The organism is Paenibacillus sp. G34 (assembly GCF_056856875.1).
This window is the reverse complement of the sequence record NZ_CM166469.1, coordinates 1,848,926-1,866,687: the sequence shown is the minus strand read 5'-3', so window position 1 is coordinate 1,866,687 and position 17,762 is coordinate 1,848,926. Positions and strand designations below refer to the sequence as shown.

The following is a 17,762-nucleotide window of genomic DNA, read 5'->3' as shown; positions in this document are numbered from 1 at the left end:
GCGCCGCAGGATTGATATGTATTTCATCTCTAAACGTGTCAGTCACGCTCTTCCGGTTTTCTCCACATGGTCACCCACAAAATAGGCAAACCAAAATACGGATCTTCCTGCCCCATCGACTTCATTGGGCGCAGTTCCACACACTCAAATGATTCCTCTAGTAAATACCGAAGTTTCTCCTCCGTAAAAGCAAGCCCGCCCCGCATCGTCTTCTCACGGTACACTTCCCAATCGTCCATGACATGTTCTGGTCCACCCTGGCCGCCAAATCCCGGTGCAAAACAAGTCATACCAAACAGACCTCCCGGCTTCAATGCACGATGAATCATCTCAATGTAAGGAATACGCTGATGCGGTAGCAGATGGTGCAGACAGCCCGAATCGTAGACGAAATCATATTCCTGCTCTGGCGCAAGCTCGAACACCGAACGACATTCAAAATGTACATCCAGTTGTTCTTCCGCTGCGCGCTCTTTTGCCCAGGCAATCGCAGTCTCTGACAGATCGTAGGCGTCAACCTGATAACCGTGCCCTGCCAGATACAGTGCATTCCGGCCGGGGCCACACCCCAGCTCCAGTGCTCTGCCCCCTCTTAACCGTCCAGCTTCTACATCAGCAACCAGATTCTCGTCTGGTTTGTTTGGAAAAAACGGAATGGGTCTGTCCCGATTCTGATAGAATGGTTCCCAAAATTGCTTGGCCGATCTGAAATCCGCATCCAGCATATCATAGAGATCCTGCACGCTTTTTATCGTTTTCTCCATAGCCCAAATCCCTCCTGTTTTATCGCTTAGAATGGGCACTTCTCCACTATTGTTACCCTGCTGTTACACTAGCATTTTTGCATGAGTTCCTACTCCATTCACTACACTTCATTATAACATTTTTAACCATTCATTCTCTATTTTTCATGTAAAAATTCAGTAGAATATGTATTATTGTTTCCATACAAAAAGCGAACAACATTACATGTCGTCCGCTTGAAATTCCAGCTATAAGATTACCACTGTGCAGCTATAAATACGTTTCGTTTTAGACCTTGCGCTCCATCACGGCGAAGTAATTTTTCTCATTATCTGCAAAATTAAAGACACGGCCTGTTGGCATCTCTACAACTTCTCCAACCGTTACATGTTTAGCCGACAAATCGGCATATAACCGATCAAGGTCATCAGTGAAAAACATCAATGAGGGTGTCCCCAAATTAAGCTCGGCCGACATACGTGCCACGACCTCTTTATCATGCAAAATGATGCTTGTCTGTGAGTCTTTCGCAGGCGCGACTTCAATCCATCGCATGCCTTCATCAAGGATGACCTCATCCACGATGTGGAATCCGGCTACCTCCGTCCAGAAAGCCAGTGATTCATCCTGGTTATTGACGTACAACATAACTTGGCCTACTCTGCTAAACATGCATTCATCACTCCTCTAATCAAGTCATCTCCGGTTACATCTATTCTAGATTGCCTCAGATTCCAGTTGAGTATAACACGCATGTCCTGTTTTAAGATAAACCATTTAGAGAAGCTAAACGTTTCATCACCCACATCTCGTTCTTAGGTTTAACTGGCTCTAGAATCACAGCAGTTTTTTGGTCAAATACAGCACCACATCATCGTCAATTATCGTCTCTTCCCCTGGCTGAAGGTAATGATCATCTCGGTGAAGCCCCCGCCCGTCTGGAATATATCCACGATGTGCGTATAACACCTGGGCTTTTCCATAATCCGCATATACACCTACACCAATGCCTGCCACGGCAGAGCGTTCCCTTACCACGTTCTCGGCGTGATCCATCAGCTTCGAACCGATCCCTTGCCGTTGGAACTTCATCAGCACATTAAAATCATTGATCTCCGGAATACCTTGTTCCTGAAATGAAGGATAACCCGAAGTCCAGATCACATTGACATAACCGGCAAATTCGCCATTCAATTCGGCGACCAGAGTCACGCGTTTCCCGTTCTGTTGCTCTTCCCAATACCGTTCATATAATTCTAGCGGTTTGTGCCACCCCTGTTCCTGAAATGCTTCCGAGATGACTTGCGCGTCCTGCTTGGCCAAAAAGCGAATATGTATATTACTCATGATGTTCTCCCTTCTGATACAGCCTTTTTTATAAGTAACACCCGTACGGCGAGGAGAGTTTGCTATACTTTCTTTCTATATTCCCAATCGATCTCGAAGCGAAGTGATCTGGGCAACATGATGTTTGCCATGCCATGCATACAGTCCCAGACAATAATCCAGTCTCATCGTATTTTTCGATGAAGGACTGTAGAACTGTTTCGCATAGTCTTCTTCCGAGAATGAGCTTAACAGTGCCGCCCAGCGGCGATGCAGTGCATCTAAAAGCTGCAGTGAAAACTCGATGTTCAGATCTCTCGAATCACTCAGTTCTGCCCAGCGCTCTTCATAATAAGGGCGTATCGTGGGCATATCCTCTGTCAAAGCGAGCTTGAAGCGAATCACACTGTTCATATGACTATCTGCCATGTGGTGAATGACTTGTCTCAGCATCCAGCCGCCCTCACGATATGGCAGGCTTAGCTGTTCTTCATTCAGTCCTTGTACCGCTTCTCTCGCACGTTCTGGCAAGTCCGCAATATCTTGAATCCATTGCTGTCTCTGAGCCGGCGTTATCTCACCTGCATGTGTAAACTGTCCAATCGGATACCTCAAGTCCATCTCAATCCCCCATATCATTTGTTTGTCACACATTAATATTACTCGTTCGATTCTATTTCCGGAGTATACTCCATTAGCCAACAGTCTCGCATCTGTCCTTCATGAAATTCATGTTGTGGCAACATTTTGACCCGTCTGAATCCACACTTCTCGTAACAAGATAATGCACGTTCGTTCCAGGCTTGTGGGTCCATAACAATTTTCCCGGCATGTTTCTCTCCAGTCAAATACGCTGTCATGGACTTCACCAGTCGTGTGCCAATGCCTATGTTCCAGCAATCCGTTTCCCCGATGAATTGATCGGTCCCATAGATGATTTCACCATTGTCAGCATAACCATATTCCGCACGTTCCTCTGGCTCAAGTTCATAGAACTGAATGTATCCAATTGGTCGACCGTCATATTCCACAATACAACGAGCAGCCTCATTATCCTGATTGTAAAAATGTGTTCTCACAAGCTCCAGATCATGCGGCTGATCACGACCTTCGTAATACTGCAGAACCTCCGGGTCAGACAACCATTTTACAAGAATAGGCTCATCCTTTATCTCTAGCAAACGAACGGTGATATCCTCCGTTTGATATAATTTGTTCACTTTGGCCCCTCCTTTACAATATCCAGCTTGTAACCCGTGGCCCAACTTAAATTTTTGCCTAACAATCGTTCATGATGAACATAATACACCTTCGGATCTTGAAGAGGCAGAGGTGATTCATCCAGTGCTTTCAACGTAAACCTCATGTTATACGTTCCAATATCCTCGGGTAAAGAAAAACCCACCAGGTCTTGTGAGAATGCCTGCATCAAGTGGTCTGCATTATGCCCCTCCTGCTGCACAGCCTGTTCCAGAATAACTTGACTATCATATGAAGTCCCCACAGATGAAGGCCTGAACCAGCCATTCGCCTGATCTCCAGTGAACGAAATTCCTCCCCAACCCGGAATGACAGGGAACATCATATGCTGCTTATCTTCTTCTTCGGTCCGAATAACATGCAGTACAACTTCAACGGTTTTCGAATCCAATGAACGTATGGTACCTGATACCGTTACATCCTGAGCAGTGATACTTGGTGCCAGCTGACGGTATATCAATATGCCCGCAATGAGTATCACCAAAATTCCAAGCATACCAAACACCATCGTTTTGCGCATTCCGATCCTCCGATCTCCTCACGCTTTTACAGCTTTCCAGATATATTTATGTTCTCGCACTGTTATTTTCCCACTTGATATACGATATGCATTTCAGCCCTCACCACGAACCTCAGATCTGTTATCAACATTTCTACGGAGTATATCATCTTTAGTTAGAGATTGAGTTAACCCATCTAAATGAGGAGAGGCCACCCAATCACTATAGGTTTCAGATCCATGCTTGATTGTATGAATTACACTATTGGCTGACATATATATATTATGGTGAGTGCCTGGCTCAACAATGATGAGTTCCCCTTGCTTAAGGATTTTAATTATTAATAATTGTTGTTCTCCTAAACTGGCATACGCTATCCATCCACTCTGAACCACGTAGAATTCTTTTACGTACACGTGCACATGACTATTTTGCCAGCCCCCATGAGGTGATGATGCTGTTCTGCAATAATAACTACCATCAGTTCCTATCAATTTTACTTTTGTATCACCATTTTCCATTTGTTCAATACATGTTGTTATATCCCCCGCTGAATGGCTAATGAGATCATTTTTTCGCGTCATATCCTCCGATCTCCTCACGCTTTTACAGCTTTCCAGATATATTTATGTTCTCGCACTGCTATTTTCCCACCCATCGTATGCTCCTTCAGCTTCACTTGCAATTGTTCACCGTACTCAGGCAGTGTGTAATCCGGGTTGCCTGGAACGTCCGCAAGGAAGAGAGCAAACTCATTTTCGTCAGGAAAAACCATAAGTGCCTCATGATATTCTTCGATCTCAATCTGCTCATACCGGTTGCGCTCCAATCGTTCACGCACCTTGGTTACATCTGTATGTATTCCAAACAACAGACCTCCCTGAGAGAGAATTCTTCCGTATTCGATAATGGATGTGGGTCCTCTACGATTATAGATCAAACCGAATTGTTCATCTTGGAAGGGTAACTCTTCTTTTGTTGTAGCACAGATAAAATCCACATTCTGAATTGTACTGGATTCCAGCCCCTCTTGGGCGATTTTAATCATTTCTTCCGAGTTATCGAACCCTGTAATATGAGCAGTGTGTGCCGCCATTTCAAGTGTAAAATCACCATGTCCACAGCCTGCATCAAGCACCGATGTATACGCAGGCAGCAACGTGATCAACCGTTCTTCAAAAATTTGTTCTGCGGACTTCCCCTCCCATAAGTACTGAGCTCGTCCTCTGTATCCTCCATTACGCCGTGCAATCATATCGTACCATTCCATGCTCATCGTCATCCTCCTCATCTGAGTTCAGTTATCTCATCCAATATTCGACAAAACCACGCTGATTCCCCTTCTTCTCTAAAAATTGAAACTCCTCTATTGCAAACGTCGTATTATGCTCGAAGTCATCTTTTACCCATCATAATCCATTGAGTCTGGAGGCTACTTGCATGTCATTTTTCAAGAAGATGTTGGCCAGTGTTGGTGTAGGCGCAGCGAAAGTGAATACGGAATTACATACGACAGAAGTCACGCCCGGTGGAACTCTTGCAGGAAAGGTGTACATTGAAGGCGGAGATGTAGAGCAGCAGGTCGATCAGATCTATCTATTGATCAAAACCCACTACATTCGGGAAAGCAACGATCGTAAAGTGAAGGAGACGGCTGTTGTTGCCAAATATCTGCTGACGGATGGATTCACCTTGCATCCGGGTGCAACACTCGAGAAGCATTTTCAATTCGATTTACCGCAAAATCTCCCGATTACCCTGCATCGTGCAGAAGTATGGGTGGAAACGGGGCTGGACATCTCTAGCGCAGTAGACCCCTCTGATCGGGATCTTTTACATGTCGTGCCTTCCAGAGAGATGGGAATCGTACTGGATGCCATTGATGTGCTGGGGTTCAAGCTTCGTGAAGTAACCAATGACTATGCACCAAGGCTGGGTGGCAACCTGCCGTTTGTACAGGAATTTGAGTTTGTGCCAACCACCAAGTTCCGCGGATATTTGGATGAACTTGAGGTTCTTTTTTATCCAATGGGGGATTCACTGGAGCTGTTGTTGCAGATCGACCGCCGTGCACGTGGACTTAGCGGGATGTTCTCCGAAGCGATGGGTACAGATGAAACTTATGTACGCTTGCAGCTGCATGAGAGACATTTGGAGCGTGGTGCACGTTCTGTCGCACAAGGCTTGGAAGAGGTTATTTCAGAGCATCTCTAAACTGCGGACACTAAACAATATAAAGAGAACAGCCCTTGGTTATCATCCATCTGATACCAAAGGCTGCTCTCTTTATCTCTTGCTTTTTCCCACAACATAAGAGCGAACGACGTAATACACCGTAGCAATAAGGAATGTACCACCAACACTTAGAGCTATCATCCAACCGCTTCCACTTGGCACATGTCCAAAATCAACTTGCGATGTCAAACCAGACGTTTGCCATTGTGTCGTCTGCGGAACGTGCTCCAATGTTAGAATCATGCCTTGAACTACGTTCCAACCAGCCAACAAAAGGATGAAAACAAAGCTAACGATAATGGTTTCAATTCCCACACGTTTGTTCAAACGCATTCATCTCTCCCCCTTATTCTTATCGAACGAGAAACTGCTCCAGTTGCTGCTTTAATTCCTCTTTATGCTTGTCTACATACTGGTACAGCAAGTCGAAACTTTCTTCATTATCCGCTTGAAAGCTTAATTGTTGACCTTCCTGCTCTACCTGCTGTAATAACTCATGGATCTGTGGACCATGTGTCTGTAGGCTTGTTGTGATGTCGTGTTCAGACAGACGTTCCACATTCTCACGTAGCTGCCCTGCTGTAATGCTTTGTTCCGCAAGGAGCTGTTCCACCTTTTGCAATATCATCGCATCTGTTTCATTGCCATATCGCATCAGAGCTTCGATGGTTTCTCTCAAATGCTGGCCGCTTGCATTCTCCAGATAACCAGTCAATCCGTTCATGGAAAGTTCCGTGTCGAGATCAACAATCAGCATAATGTCTCTGAGCACGATCGGCAGTTCCGCAACACACTCCCGAATCGTAGCAAATTCAGCCCTGTACATATCCATCGCAATGCTGCCCACGATTTCTTCACCTGACATTCCTTCCATGTGTTCAAGCGGCAGCAACTCCACCAGTTCCTCTTGTAACTTGTTCATCTCACTATATCCTCCTGCATCTCTCTGTATCCCGCTGTATCATTCTGTGTTGATACGTTCTTCCATCATACCAGAATATACTTTATAAAAAGAAATCGCTCCAAGTTGACATACATTTGACTCATGGAAAATAATTCGCTGTTATGATCTTGGCATCACAAGTTTTGGGGAGGGGGAATGATGCGTCTGGCCTTGTGGACTCGCGGTATTGACTGCAACCTCTATACTCCGTGCAAACGAGACTCAAGTATCCGCGAACGTTACCAGATCACTGCACCTCTCATCCTGCTCTACGTTGGACGCATTTCCCCGGAAAAAGATATAGCCACCCTGACAGCGACGATGCAGCAATTGCCAGAAGAAATACAAACCCACGTACACTGGATTATCGTTGGTGACGGGCCTGCCCTTCCCAAGCTCCGGCAAATGTTACGTTCACTGGATATCTGCATGGTAATGAACTTGCGTCGATGTATGCTTCTGCGGATCTACTACTTTTTCTTTTTATGATAGTGATAGCCTGTGCACAGGCCCTTTTTAATGGATTTGGCAGAGCAGTTATGTCCACCCTTTTTATCCAATCGACCCGGATGTGCGTACGCTGAGGAGGATACACCGACAAGCATAACCAGCGATAAAATGATAATAAAATCTTTTTTCATCTTGAAATTCACCTTTCTTTTCACGCCCTATGCTTTAGTTTTTTTTCACTTCACATCATTTCATTTTACATAAAAATCCACAAAATGGATATCCCTTATGCCAACTAAAGTCCCTTTATATAAGCTTAAAGTGTCTCAACGCATGAGTTATTCCATCCTCACTCGCTTTCAGCGTGACATAGTCCGCACTTTGCTTAACACGCTCTCCGCCATTTCCCATAGCGATACCTATTCCTGCGTACTGTAACAGATCGATATCGTTCTCTCCGTCCCCAAAAGCCATGGTTTCCTCTCTGCGTACATTAAGATAAGTAAGAATATTCTGGGCTGCTGCAGATTTACTGACTTCTCCCGCTTCAAGTACATTGCAAACGTATGGGTGGAATCGTACAAATCGCAGTGAAGGAAACTTCTCTCTATACTCTTTCGTTTCTGCCTCATTGGCATATAAGCACATACAGTATGTATCCTCATCCAGCGTCATCATTTGTTGCGGATATTCCATTATCCCAAGTGTCTCCCGAAGGGCTTGTGTCACACGGCTATCTGTCCGGCAGGCTCCATTCATGCTGAATAACTCGGTAAAATAGGAAACTGCATGTCCTTGAGAAGCAGCGTAATGACTAAATTCTCTAACCATTGATGAAGAAAGAATGGATTTATGTATCCTTTCACCACGGCAAGTAATCAAAGCACCGTTCGCTGAAATAATCGTTTCGATGCCTAGATGCTTGAACTCTTCGCATAGATGATGAGGCCTGCCCGTGACAAGAATGATATGAATGCCTTTTCGGATTAACGCACGGATTGACTCTTCGGTATGCTGGGATAGACTGCGATTCTGCTCACTGAGTAACGTACCGTCCACATCAAAAAATATAGCTTTAATCACGAGTCTTCATCCTCTCTACTACTGATCATCTATTGGCGTGAAATGCTTCAGGTCTGATTTTGTCTTGCCCCTCTTCTGAGCTTCTTCCGAAATACGGTGGTTAAACTGAATCACATCATTATGCGCAAAATAAATATATTCTACATCTGGCTCATCCTTAAACTTCACTAAGACAAGGAAGGGTGGCAGTTTTACGCTCCAGACGCCTTCTACGGATTCAATCTCATCAGGAGAATAATGTTTCTGCTCTGTTAAATAAGTTGTGACACGATGTGCATAGATCATTTTGTTGACTTTTACATATATAAACGGCGTAAGAATCAATAAAATAAGCGTTACGCCAATTGTCCAGGATACAATCTTCTTCGTTTTACTCACCTTATCGCCCCTTACTCGAATGGAAAAATCAGAACAAAAGCGAGCGAAAATAAACCTCATTCTATGCACGGTCCATCTCCACTCGCTCTCATTTTTCATCTTTCTTAGCTTGAGCTACCGGGTCAGCACCTCTTTGGAACGTGCCATGTACCACATCTGGAATGTGCCAGCCACGTCACTCGGTATATCGTTAACCTCATGATGCATAACAGGTTTGGCACGATTCACGGTATGGATAGAAGCCAGCCCGAGCTTACGTTGCAAGGGATGACGTGTAATCTTGATTTCAATGACCTTCTCCCGCTTGGAAAGAAACAGAGTTGACGTCAGCGCACCTGAGCGGAATTGAATGAACTGATCGTTCAGCGCATAGCGCGTATGATAAAAATTAACCACCCTGCTCGTAACAATCCACACAAGCAGTAGCAATGAAATCATCCACCATGCCTGTCCCATCCCGAACATAACCGGTTTGAAGTATGCCAACATACTCGTGACAATGATCCACAACCAGTTTGGTTTAAGTAAACGCAACCACAACGCTTTCCGAGGCAACTTCTGCATCTCCTGCGTCACATGGTAGGAAGGCAGAAGTTCTTCAATGATGCGATAGGCCTCTCTCACAGGCAAAAAAGGATATAACGAATTCATTTCCTGTCCAGTTTCACCCAAACTACCTGCGGTTGTAAGTTCTACTTCAGCAAGGCGCAGTATTCTTTTCATCGGTGACTGTGTGATCTTGACAGCCTGCACACGATCTTTCTGAATCGAGAACGACATCTTTTCCAGCATGCCCTTCGTAATATAAATCCGCTTGTCATCGGACGTAATCTGAAAATCTCCATATTTCACAAAGGTACGAACAATTCCAAGTCCAATAGACACGATGATCAGCAGCAGGATGATTAGACTCATCACCCACCATGATTCAAGCCAGGATAATACGAGACTTTCGGTTAAGGTTTCCTTCGGGAAGAAATCCTTCACCGTTGAATACAAGGAGAATAAGATCGGGATCAGCACCAGAAAGCTGAACGAGGTAAATGAAGCTTTGAGCACATCTTTGCGCGTTGAGCGATAGTGAACGACGCGGTCGAGTGTGGATTTTTCAACAGATGTAGAGATGCTGTTTGCTTGTTCTTGATCACCTGTATGGCTCACTTCGTTTGAAGATATACTTTCAGCTTCACTGGTGTCTTGCCCAACCTGCATTTGAATCTCAGATAAATGTTGAGCTACCTTCTTTTCTAACTGTTCTGCTTCAGAAACCGAAACGACCTTCAACTGAAATGTCGCATCATCACCCTTAATCCCCGTTTCGAAGCGTAAAGAGGTCACACCAAACAAGCGATGAAAAAAGCTCGTATGCCGACTCACATTTTGCACTTTCGTATACGGGATGGTTCGGCGGGTCCGACTGAATGCCCCCGTGTAGATATGGAAGGCCTTCTCATCTGCGGAATAACGGGTTGTAAACCATTTCCAAATAATAGACACCAGCGCGATGGAAACACCAACATAAAAAATGACCCTTGCGTAGAAAACCCATGCCCGATCTGATCCTGTACGGAATACGAATAAAAACAGAATAAAGGCAAATGTGCTTTTGATCAGACTACCCAGACTCCACAACAAGCTCAGTACATGATGCCGTTTGATCTCGGTCATTCATCCACCTCATTGATCTGGGCGTAATCCGCGATTTGGTTTCGCAGCGCAAAAGCCACTTCTTCCGGCAAAGCCGGTATGTGATGAGAAGAACCCATCGTTCCGATGGTTACCGAATACAGACCGTATTTCCGCATCAAGGGCCCTTGGTTCGTAGAAACGGATTGTACCTTGGCCATCGGAATCACCTGATGTACCTTATTCAATGCACCATGCTTGAGCTGTAAAAACTCGGCGTTAACACCATAGAACCAATAGCGATACATCCAAACCGGCTGCAAAAATATATCCCACACGGCATAACAAACCGATAAAACTGTGACTCCCCATAAAATCCAGCCGATCCACGGTCTCCAATCATAGACCGAATCCAGGATTAGTAATGCGGCCAATACAACGAAACCAATCACATTATAGATGATGGCGCTGACTCTCCACAGACTTACGGCATGTGGGGAAAGTTTCTGTTGCGGTGTACTCCATACTTCTGTTTCTGATTTCCCTGTTGTTTCTATGGTTTCTGTCATCCCAAACGGTCTCTCCTTCCTTTTCTTCTCTTTTTGTCTGTATACTTTACGAATAAAGGTGTGTATCGATGCAACAAGATGTAATAATAAAAAAGATGACTCCTGTTCACGTGCAGGGGGTCATCTTTTGTTTTCGTTTATTTTCCAGTAAAATCCTGTACTTCACACAACCATACCATATTCTCGCTACCTTCGCCCCAGTAGTCCTTCGTCACAACATAGGGCTCTCCAAACTTCCGCCGCCATTTCTGCTGTGCAATCCGATAACCACTGTCCAGACAAAATTGGGTAATTCCTCTTAACTCCAATTCGGTGACAAGTGCTGTTATAAGTGCAGAAGCAATCCCATTACCCTGCATTTCAGGCAAAACATACAGGGACCCAAGCGTTCCAACGTGATCCAGACGATGGTTGGTGCATTCCTGAACGACTTTTCCGCAAGGTCCATATGAGATCGTACCTACAACCTTATCTTCTTTTCGGGCAACAAGGAAAAAGGGGCTCGTCGTCGTTGGTTCAAGATCAGATTTATGCTTTAAAACAGCTTGTACTACAGCCTTTTTCTGTTCGATCTCTTCCTGAATTTCATCCAGAAGGGATCCGATTCCTTCCTGACGGTATGCTTCTGGAATCGTTGTCTCAAAAATATGATATGCTCCATCCACATCTGCTGCCGTCAGTGTTCCGATTGTTATCAACTTACCTGCATCTCCATTCATCTATAAGCCTGTATTCATGTTGTTTATTTGTCCGTTCGATCAATCTAGTCTGAACGCCGCTGAATGATTTGTCTGAGTCGATTCGCAGCCTCCCATTCAGCTAATAAGTCGATTAAACGTGGGACTGTTTTTTGAACAAAAGCGTGTACAACCTCTTCGGTAATGTAACACGGAATAATGCCCGGCGCTTCCCCATGCAAAAAAGAAAACGTACGCTCCCGCCAGCGTAGAATTTCATCCGCCGTTAAACGATTTGTCATTTCATACCCTGACGAGTTATTTAATGCTGACCAAACTTCTTCGCTCCAATTCATGGTGCGATACAGATTAAAATCAATCTGATCCGTCTCCCGATAATATAAACGGGAAAGTTCTTCCTTGGTTCGTTCGATCCCCTCACGCCGGTCAAGCTCTCGAACTCGTCCTTCGAATTCGGGATATACACTTCGAAACCAGTAATAATCCGTCATCACATGCATGAAATAACCGAGAACAAAGGAAGTCCAGCCTTCACTCGTGCGCTCGCTGATGTAATCACCATATAACTTTTGGAGACGTCCGGTATAATTGTCTTCTTTTTCAGGATAAAAATGAGTGTGCTGCTTGTCGTCCCGAGTCGCTCCCTCACGCATATGAATGGAATCCGGCGCGATATTTCCGAGATAAAATGCTCTCAGGTCCAGCGGTTTAGGCAACTTATCAGCCAATCGATAGGCTATGCTTAGATGTACCATAGGCAGAGGCATCGTCAGGTCTCCTTTTTCCATTCAAGGAATGCTTACATACTACAATCTCTCGTTAGCTCACCAAGCCTGCCACTCTCTCCGCCTGCATCCGGTCAAACAACTGTTCAAGATCCGCATGATACGCAGGTTGCTCCCTCACCAGCAAACGGATATATTCCGATCCACACTCGTAAAAAACAAGCCGGTTAAATGGTGCTGTATCGCCATAATGATTAGGCTGCAATTCATACTTGGCTCGAATCAAATTCTCGATATACCTTGCTATTCCTTCATTCCATTCCAGCCAGCTCCAGTATTCCGCTTGCTCTTCTGTAAGGGATTCAAACAATGCGATACGTGCCGCCTGAATTTCCTGAAAATCCTCATTCTTTAAAGCAGATAGAAGAGATTCAATTCGTTCAGCAACAATCTCATCTTCGTACGGGAATTCGTAATCGATCTCCCAGGTTACACGCTTCAACTGGGTCATTTTATGTTTAATCTGCAGACGGTCAACGATTCGCTCCTCGTATTTTCCATAGACAGAACAATGCACGTATTCATGGAACAGAAAAACCTTCTGCTCTAAATCTTTGAAAACAGAAGCTGTCACAATCGCGCACATGCGATTGTCCATATGATGTACAGGCACCGCGGCGAGACATTCATCGGGAAAATACAGGTCGTCCGGTACAGTCTTGACCCATTCGTATTGCCCGGATTCAGATGAATAATCATAGATATATAACAATGACTCATGCACTACAACAACCGGATGATGTTCTGCAAAAAAAGGATGCAGGCTGACCAGCTCGATCTGAAGCTCATTTAACTCGTTAATTTGCTGCAAAAATGTATCCATGTCTAACCCTCTCTCTTTGCAAAATAATACCTTCATCATACTAAATCGGCATTCGTAAATCACTGAGAGAAAAATGATAATATTGTGCGAGTCTTTCCGATCTGAAAAAGAAAAAACATAATACGAGATTAATAGCGCCCTCCGCGTTTCTCATATAAATAAATGTCCAGGGCGTGAATCCCTCGCTTGGCAAGTTTGATAAATAAAATTAATGCATAGGCACCTAAGCCATATAACGCTAGATTAAATAAAACCACTGCGATAGAGATTAACGGACCAATACCAAACCCAAAACCAATACCGGAATCAAACATCATATCCATTATTTCCTCCTAGTTTTTGATATAACCCGCCTTCGACAGCACATATTTGGTGAAGGGATTGATATCCGGAATCGGCTGAGTCAAGTCGAAGTACCTGAGCTCTAACCCTTCATCATCCATCACCATGGGACTACCCGTTATGCCACCTGCTTCATAGATTGCCATCACATTATAGATTTCATCTCCGTGCGGATAACGGTAATACATGTCCTGACCTGAAAATACGGTGATCAGCTTGTACGACTCTGCCCGCAGCCCAGCTTCTTCATATAGTTCACGCGCAGCAGCCTCTTCCAATGATTCACCCGGTTCAAGCGAACCGCCAATGGTGCCCCAATCCAGGCTATCTGTTCGTTTCTGGAGCAGCAGGTGATCTTGCTCGTTAAACACCAGTACGCACGAACCTACCATAATTAAGGGACGTGTACCCACCTGTTTCCGTAAATCCGTGATGTACCCCATGTTATCCTCCTAAGTCCATATGTAGTCAAAACATCGACAACTTCATTAGGTTCTGGATGGCTTCAATATCCCCTGATCTACCGAATGTTGTACGAGTTGTTGTGCATACTTCCACAGCGTTTCGGACCCATTTGCAATTTCAGCATTACGATTTAATACCTGATCACTCGTAATGTTATATTTTTGCCAAGTATCACCTTCATTCTGATGATTATGAATGATCGGCTGCAACCGATCCATGGATGAAGCAAACCTAGCTTCCGGTGTCTCCTTGGTCTCAAACTCCATCCACAGACTTAACAGCTCCTCAGCTTGGTCTTCGGGCAACATACCAAATAATCGATGAGCAGCCTTAAGCTCACGCTCATGTTTATCTGTATTTCCTTGGGTATCATATGCAAAAGTATCACCGGCATCAATTTCGACAAGGTCATGCACAAGTACCATCTTGATCACTTTAAGAATATCGATCTCCTTGTTAGAATGACCCTGCAATATTAAAGCCATCATCGCTAGATGCCAAGAATGTTCTGCATCATTTTCGAGCCGCTCGCCATGGATAATCCTTGTTCTTCGTTCAATCGTTTTCAGCTTGTCAATTTCAATTAAAAATTGGATCTGTGACTCTAATGTCTCATCCACGCTCTTACCCCCTTTAATTACTGACGCATGTACTATGAAACGCTGTACCAATACACCTGATAGTTAAAATCCAGAGATAAACCTGCATTTTGAGCTAAACGGATCGATCCTGTGTTATCAGGAGTGCAATCCCAATAAGGACAGAGGCCTGCTTCGTTACATTCGTTCATATAAGCTTGAGCCGCCAAGGCAGCATAATTTCGTTTACGATGACCTTCCAGTGTTTCAATATCAATGGCGTGTGTGTTTCCCTCGACAAAAGCAGAAAAACATATGCTCACAATTTCCTCCTCGTGAGTAACAACATAGCCAGCACCATGCTTCAGAAAAGCATCTACGTTTGTCCAGAATTGTTTTATTTTATCTGTAACAAATGAAAGATTATGCAGCTTACGGTCATTCACAAGAGCTATGTCTATCTTAAGTACCTCTGTTCCCTCGGCTGGTTGTGAAAAAACTCCTGAAGAAGAGGAGAGCTTGGCATTCTCTTTTTTCTCTATTCTTTCATCCGGTGACTTCAGCATGAATACATGTTGTGTATCATGGTTGAGTTCACTTGAGCCAGCCATATGCTCAAGCACCGCTTCCCAAGTATGATCAGTAACCCCAATCTCTACGTCAGAAATTTGTAATGTTGCCAATTCAGGATAGATATGATTCTCTATATACATTCGCAGTTCGCTTCGGAAAACTTCACTCTGTGCATTACCAATAAGCTGATAACCGGATTGCCCCTGAACCCATATGAGTGCTGCCTCAGGGTTAGCGGCATCGTCGACATAGACCCGTCCGGGATTTATGCCGGATGCTACCGCTTTGACCTCAATATTCCGGTAGGCATCAGTTAAATGTTTTATTTTATGAAATTCAGATACATTTAGTTCAGTAATCATATAATCAGTCCTATTTTGCAAGATATCAATCTAATCTACCTTCAATCTTCTACCTTCTGCTTTGCTCTAATTTCATTTTCAAAATTTTCCACGTCCAGGCACCATACCAGATGCCGGCAGCTGGAAACAAAACGAGTGCGGTCAGCAGGTTTACATAAAACTCACCATCTAGGGTTAAATTTTGTCCGCTCCATGACGTCATCACCAAGGTATACAGGAAAGCGAGTGGCAGACCCCAGCCCAAAACGCCGCGCACCAGAATATGATGCCTTTTTCCTTGCTGTAATTCTTTCTCCCATTTGATTCGTTGTGATTCTTTCATATGTCATGTTCTCCTTTAAGCTTGCATGGCTTCATGAATTTGTCTGAGCATATATTCGGCATAATCTCTTAGGCGTGCATGATCCACATTCACCGATTCACGTTCCCCGTTGTACTTAGCCAAACATTGCGAGATAAGTTCCTGATGTTCAGGCAATGCTTCTGCCACCGCACGTTCTCCAGCCTCTCGCTTGGAGTAAATCACTGATTCCTGAATATACAACAGCACGCGCGACAAACTTAATACGTAATAGACCGGATTATCCATGATTTCCTCCAACGCTGAATTTGCATCGGAGGCGATAGAATGGATGACATGCTCGCGGTTCGCCGTTCGAAACAATTCCTTGATCGGCTTGCCATACAGCACAATACCTCGATCATAGATCACCGCCATATGTGCAACAACATCCGGGTCTTCATGACCACCGCAGAGATAATCAGGATCATTTCTGTACTTCTCCCCGTGATATGCAGAATAATGAAACTCAAATGGCGTAGGGTATTGACCACGTGTTACAGCTGACTCTAGTACAATACTAATCTCAAACCCTTTCGGAATATTCATCTCATCTTCTATTCGTATCAGTTGGTCGGCAATTCTGCGATAAGTCTCAGAAGAGCGTTTCTCTCCGCATACAACTAAAATGTCAATATCACTCTGCTGCGGATGGAAACATCCCATCGCCATGGAGCCATGTAAATACACGCCTGTTAACGAATCGGTTAACTCTTCTTTTAATACATCGATCAGCCTGCCCAATATGGCCTTTTCGTCCACCTTGACTCTCTCCTTCTGTCATCACGTCAACTGTCTATCTCCACATTCATCTCCCGAACGTAAACAGCCGTGCCTCTGATTCGGACATCCATTCCGTCTTGCTCCCGACGTACGCTCACCTGAACCTTTCCATCTCTTCCAATCTCATGCCCTTGCTCTACTGTAAAATCAACCTCGTGAATCTCCTGATTCACATACGTCAAAACATAGGCGCCCATCACCCCTGATGCGGTGCCTGTGACAGGGTCTTCCGTGGTGCCTGAGTATGGCGAAGAGAAATGCCTTGCATGCATCTGAGCTTCTGCATCGCGGGTTGCGAAGCAGAAGGGATGTAAGGATGACTTGGGATTTTCAGATAAAATGTCCGGGAACTGAGAAGAATCCGGTTTCATTTTAACAAATGCATCTAAACGACGAATCGGAATTAATAACGTCCACGTACCCGTACTTCCGTATACGATAGGCATGGTCATGTCCAAATCATCCGTTGTCAGATGAATGGCCTTAGCCAGTTTCTCAATATTCCCTTGAAAGGGAACAAACCGTGGCTGATCCTGCTTCATCTCCATCAACCAACTGTCACCTTGTTGCTCAAACTGAATTGGCAGTATGCCTACGTTCGTTTCAATCATGATAGAGTCTTTTCCTTGTAGTAAATCACGTGTCTTAAGCCCATACATCGCCGCCATCGTCGCATGACCACACAGATTAATCTCGTGACCCGGAGTGAAATAACGCAACCGGACATCGGCCGTTTCAGACTTCAATACAAATACTGTCTCGTTAAAACCAACAGCATGAGCAATCTGCTGCATTGCAATTTCACTCAGCTGATCTGCTTCAAACACAACGCCCGCCGGGTTGCCCTTGCCTGGAATGCTTGAAAAAGCTTCATAGTGGTACACTTGGATAGCACGCAT

Annotated in this window: 27 protein-coding genes; 2 read left to right on the top strand and 25 right to left on the bottom strand. The window is 44.6% G+C overall.

Annotated elements, in window-relative coordinates:
- Positions 1–38 precede the first annotated feature (38 nt).
- From AC1VYS_RS08540 to AC1VYS_RS08505, 8 genes are all read right to left on the bottom strand, one after another.
- Positions 39–764, bottom strand: coding sequence for a class I SAM-dependent methyltransferase (locus tag AC1VYS_RS08540; protein WP_482913877.1), 726 nt, complete (start codon positions 762–764; stop codon positions 39–41).
- A 268-nt stretch (positions 765–1,032) separates the two neighbouring features.
- Positions 1,033–1,416: a VOC family protein gene (locus AC1VYS_RS08535; protein WP_482913876.1), complete on the bottom strand. Its 384-nt coding sequence runs from the start codon at positions 1,414–1,416 to the stop codon at positions 1,033–1,035.
- Positions 1,417–1,581: 165 nt separating this feature from the next.
- Positions 1,582–2,091: a GNAT family N-acetyltransferase gene (locus AC1VYS_RS08530; RefSeq protein WP_482913875.1), complete on the bottom strand. Its 510-nt coding sequence runs from the start codon at positions 2,089–2,091 to the stop codon at positions 1,582–1,584.
- A gap of 75 nt (positions 2,092–2,166) precedes the next feature.
- The gene (locus AC1VYS_RS08525; protein WP_482913874.1) at positions 2,167–2,691 is read right to left on the bottom strand and encodes a YfiT family bacillithiol transferase; all 525 of its coding nucleotides are present in this window, start codon (positions 2,689–2,691) and stop codon (positions 2,167–2,169) included.
- A gap of 38 nt (positions 2,692–2,729) precedes the next feature.
- The gene (locus AC1VYS_RS08520) at positions 2,730–3,290 is read right to left on the bottom strand and encodes a GNAT family N-acetyltransferase (protein WP_482913873.1); all 561 of its coding nucleotides are present in this window, start codon (positions 3,288–3,290) and stop codon (positions 2,730–2,732) included.
- Complete coding sequence (locus tag AC1VYS_RS08515; RefSeq protein WP_482913872.1) at positions 3,287–3,850, bottom strand: hypothetical protein; 564 nt, start codon at positions 3,848–3,850, stop codon at positions 3,287–3,289. The genes AC1VYS_RS08520 and AC1VYS_RS08515 overlap by 4 nt, the downstream gene beginning before the upstream one ends.
- Positions 3,851–3,943: 93 nt before the next feature.
- The gene (locus AC1VYS_RS08510) at positions 3,944–4,414 is read right to left on the bottom strand and encodes a hypothetical protein (RefSeq protein WP_482913871.1); all 471 of its coding nucleotides are present in this window, start codon (positions 4,412–4,414) and stop codon (positions 3,944–3,946) included.
- Between the two features lie 14 nt (positions 4,415–4,428).
- Complete coding sequence (locus AC1VYS_RS08505) at positions 4,429–5,106, bottom strand: class I SAM-dependent methyltransferase (RefSeq protein ID WP_482913870.1); 678 nt, start codon at positions 5,104–5,106, stop codon at positions 4,429–4,431.
- A 164-nt stretch (positions 5,107–5,270) separates the two neighbouring features.
- Between AC1VYS_RS08505 and AC1VYS_RS08500 the strand changes: the two genes are divergently transcribed.
- Positions 5,271–6,044, top strand: a complete 774-nt coding sequence (locus AC1VYS_RS08500; RefSeq protein WP_482913869.1) for a sporulation protein — start codon at positions 5,271–5,273, stop codon at positions 6,042–6,044.
- A gap of 72 nt (positions 6,045–6,116) precedes the next feature.
- Here AC1VYS_RS08500 and AC1VYS_RS08495 read toward each other — a convergent pair whose 3' ends face one another.
- Positions 6,117–6,398, bottom strand: a complete 282-nt coding sequence (locus AC1VYS_RS08495) for a hypothetical protein (RefSeq protein WP_482913868.1) — start codon at positions 6,396–6,398, stop codon at positions 6,117–6,119.
- A 19-nt stretch (positions 6,399–6,417) separates the two neighbouring features.
- On the bottom strand, positions 6,418–6,987 hold the full coding sequence (locus AC1VYS_RS08490) for a DMP19 family protein (protein WP_482913867.1): 570 nt from the start codon (positions 6,985–6,987) through the stop codon (positions 6,418–6,420).
- 180 nt (positions 6,988–7,167) lie between these two features.
- Here AC1VYS_RS08490 and AC1VYS_RS08485 point away from each other — a divergent pair, with 180 nt between their 5' ends.
- Entirely contained in the window at positions 7,168–7,497 is a 330-nt protein-coding gene (locus AC1VYS_RS08485; RefSeq protein ID WP_482913866.1) for a glycosyltransferase, read from the top strand.
- On the opposite strand, the gene AC1VYS_RS08480 is transcribed toward AC1VYS_RS08485, so the two are convergent.
- The 15 genes from AC1VYS_RS08480 to AC1VYS_RS08410 form a co-directional block, all read right to left on the bottom strand.
- Positions 7,479–7,649 (bottom strand): YHYH domain-containing protein, encoded by a 171-nt coding sequence (locus AC1VYS_RS08480; RefSeq protein WP_482913865.1) that lies wholly within the window; start codon positions 7,647–7,649, stop codon positions 7,479–7,481. The two genes, AC1VYS_RS08485 and AC1VYS_RS08480, sit on opposite strands and share 19 nt — an antisense overlap.
- 115 nt (positions 7,650–7,764) lie before the next feature.
- Positions 7,765–8,541: a Cof-type HAD-IIB family hydrolase gene (locus AC1VYS_RS08475; RefSeq protein ID WP_482913864.1), complete on the bottom strand. Its 777-nt coding sequence runs from the start codon at positions 8,539–8,541 to the stop codon at positions 7,765–7,767.
- Positions 8,542–8,559: 18 nt separating this feature from the next.
- Positions 8,560–8,919, bottom strand: coding sequence for a DUF3139 domain-containing protein (locus AC1VYS_RS08470; RefSeq protein WP_482913863.1), 360 nt, complete (start codon positions 8,917–8,919; stop codon positions 8,560–8,562).
- A gap of 114 nt (positions 8,920–9,033) precedes the next feature.
- A complete protein-coding gene (locus AC1VYS_RS08465) occupies positions 9,034–10,587 on the bottom strand; it encodes a PH domain-containing protein (RefSeq protein ID WP_482913862.1) in 1,554 nt (517 codons plus the stop codon).
- The gene (locus AC1VYS_RS08460; protein WP_482913861.1) at positions 10,584–11,114 is read right to left on the bottom strand and encodes a PH domain-containing protein; all 531 of its coding nucleotides are present in this window, start codon (positions 11,112–11,114) and stop codon (positions 10,584–10,586) included. Before AC1VYS_RS08460 ends, AC1VYS_RS08465 begins: the two co-directional genes overlap by 4 nt.
- Positions 11,115–11,251: 137 nt before the next feature.
- Positions 11,252–11,812, bottom strand: coding sequence for a GNAT family N-acetyltransferase (locus AC1VYS_RS08455; RefSeq protein WP_482913860.1), 561 nt, complete (start codon positions 11,810–11,812; stop codon positions 11,252–11,254).
- 65 nt (positions 11,813–11,877) lie between these two features.
- Complete coding sequence (locus AC1VYS_RS08450; protein ID WP_482913859.1) at positions 11,878–12,579, bottom strand: zinc dependent phospholipase C family protein; 702 nt, start codon at positions 12,577–12,579, stop codon at positions 11,878–11,880.
- A gap of 52 nt (positions 12,580–12,631) precedes the next feature.
- Positions 12,632–13,420 carry a hypothetical protein gene (locus AC1VYS_RS08445; protein WP_482913858.1) on the bottom strand — a complete coding sequence of 263 codons (789 nt, stop codon included), beginning with the start codon at positions 13,418–13,420 and terminating at the stop codon, positions 12,632–12,634.
- Between the two features lie 128 nt (positions 13,421–13,548).
- Positions 13,549–13,743, bottom strand: a complete 195-nt coding sequence (locus AC1VYS_RS08440; protein ID WP_482913857.1) for a hypothetical protein — start codon at positions 13,741–13,743, stop codon at positions 13,549–13,551.
- Positions 13,744–13,752: 9 nt separating this feature from the next.
- Positions 13,753–14,205, bottom strand: coding sequence for an NUDIX hydrolase (locus AC1VYS_RS08435; RefSeq protein WP_482913856.1), 453 nt, complete (start codon positions 14,203–14,205; stop codon positions 13,753–13,755).
- A gap of 45 nt (positions 14,206–14,250) precedes the next feature.
- Positions 14,251–14,847 carry an HD domain-containing protein gene (locus AC1VYS_RS08430; RefSeq protein WP_482913855.1) on the bottom strand — a complete coding sequence of 199 codons (597 nt, stop codon included), beginning with the start codon at positions 14,845–14,847 and terminating at the stop codon, positions 14,251–14,253.
- Between the two features lie 32 nt (positions 14,848–14,879).
- On the bottom strand, positions 14,880–15,761 hold the full coding sequence (locus AC1VYS_RS08425; protein WP_482934501.1) for a GNAT family N-acetyltransferase: 882 nt from the start codon (positions 15,759–15,761) through the stop codon (positions 14,880–14,882).
- Positions 15,762–15,789: 28 nt separating this feature from the next.
- Complete coding sequence (locus tag AC1VYS_RS08420) at positions 15,790–16,062, bottom strand: hypothetical protein (protein WP_482913853.1); 273 nt, start codon at positions 16,060–16,062, stop codon at positions 15,790–15,792.
- 15 nt (positions 16,063–16,077) lie between these two features.
- Positions 16,078–16,842 (bottom strand): aminoglycoside adenylyltransferase domain-containing protein, encoded by a 765-nt coding sequence (locus AC1VYS_RS08415; RefSeq protein WP_482913852.1) that lies wholly within the window; start codon positions 16,840–16,842, stop codon positions 16,078–16,080.
- Between the two features lie 26 nt (positions 16,843–16,868).
- Complete coding sequence (locus AC1VYS_RS08410) at positions 16,869–17,762, bottom strand: PhzF family phenazine biosynthesis isomerase (protein WP_482913851.1); 894 nt, start codon at positions 17,760–17,762, stop codon at positions 16,869–16,871.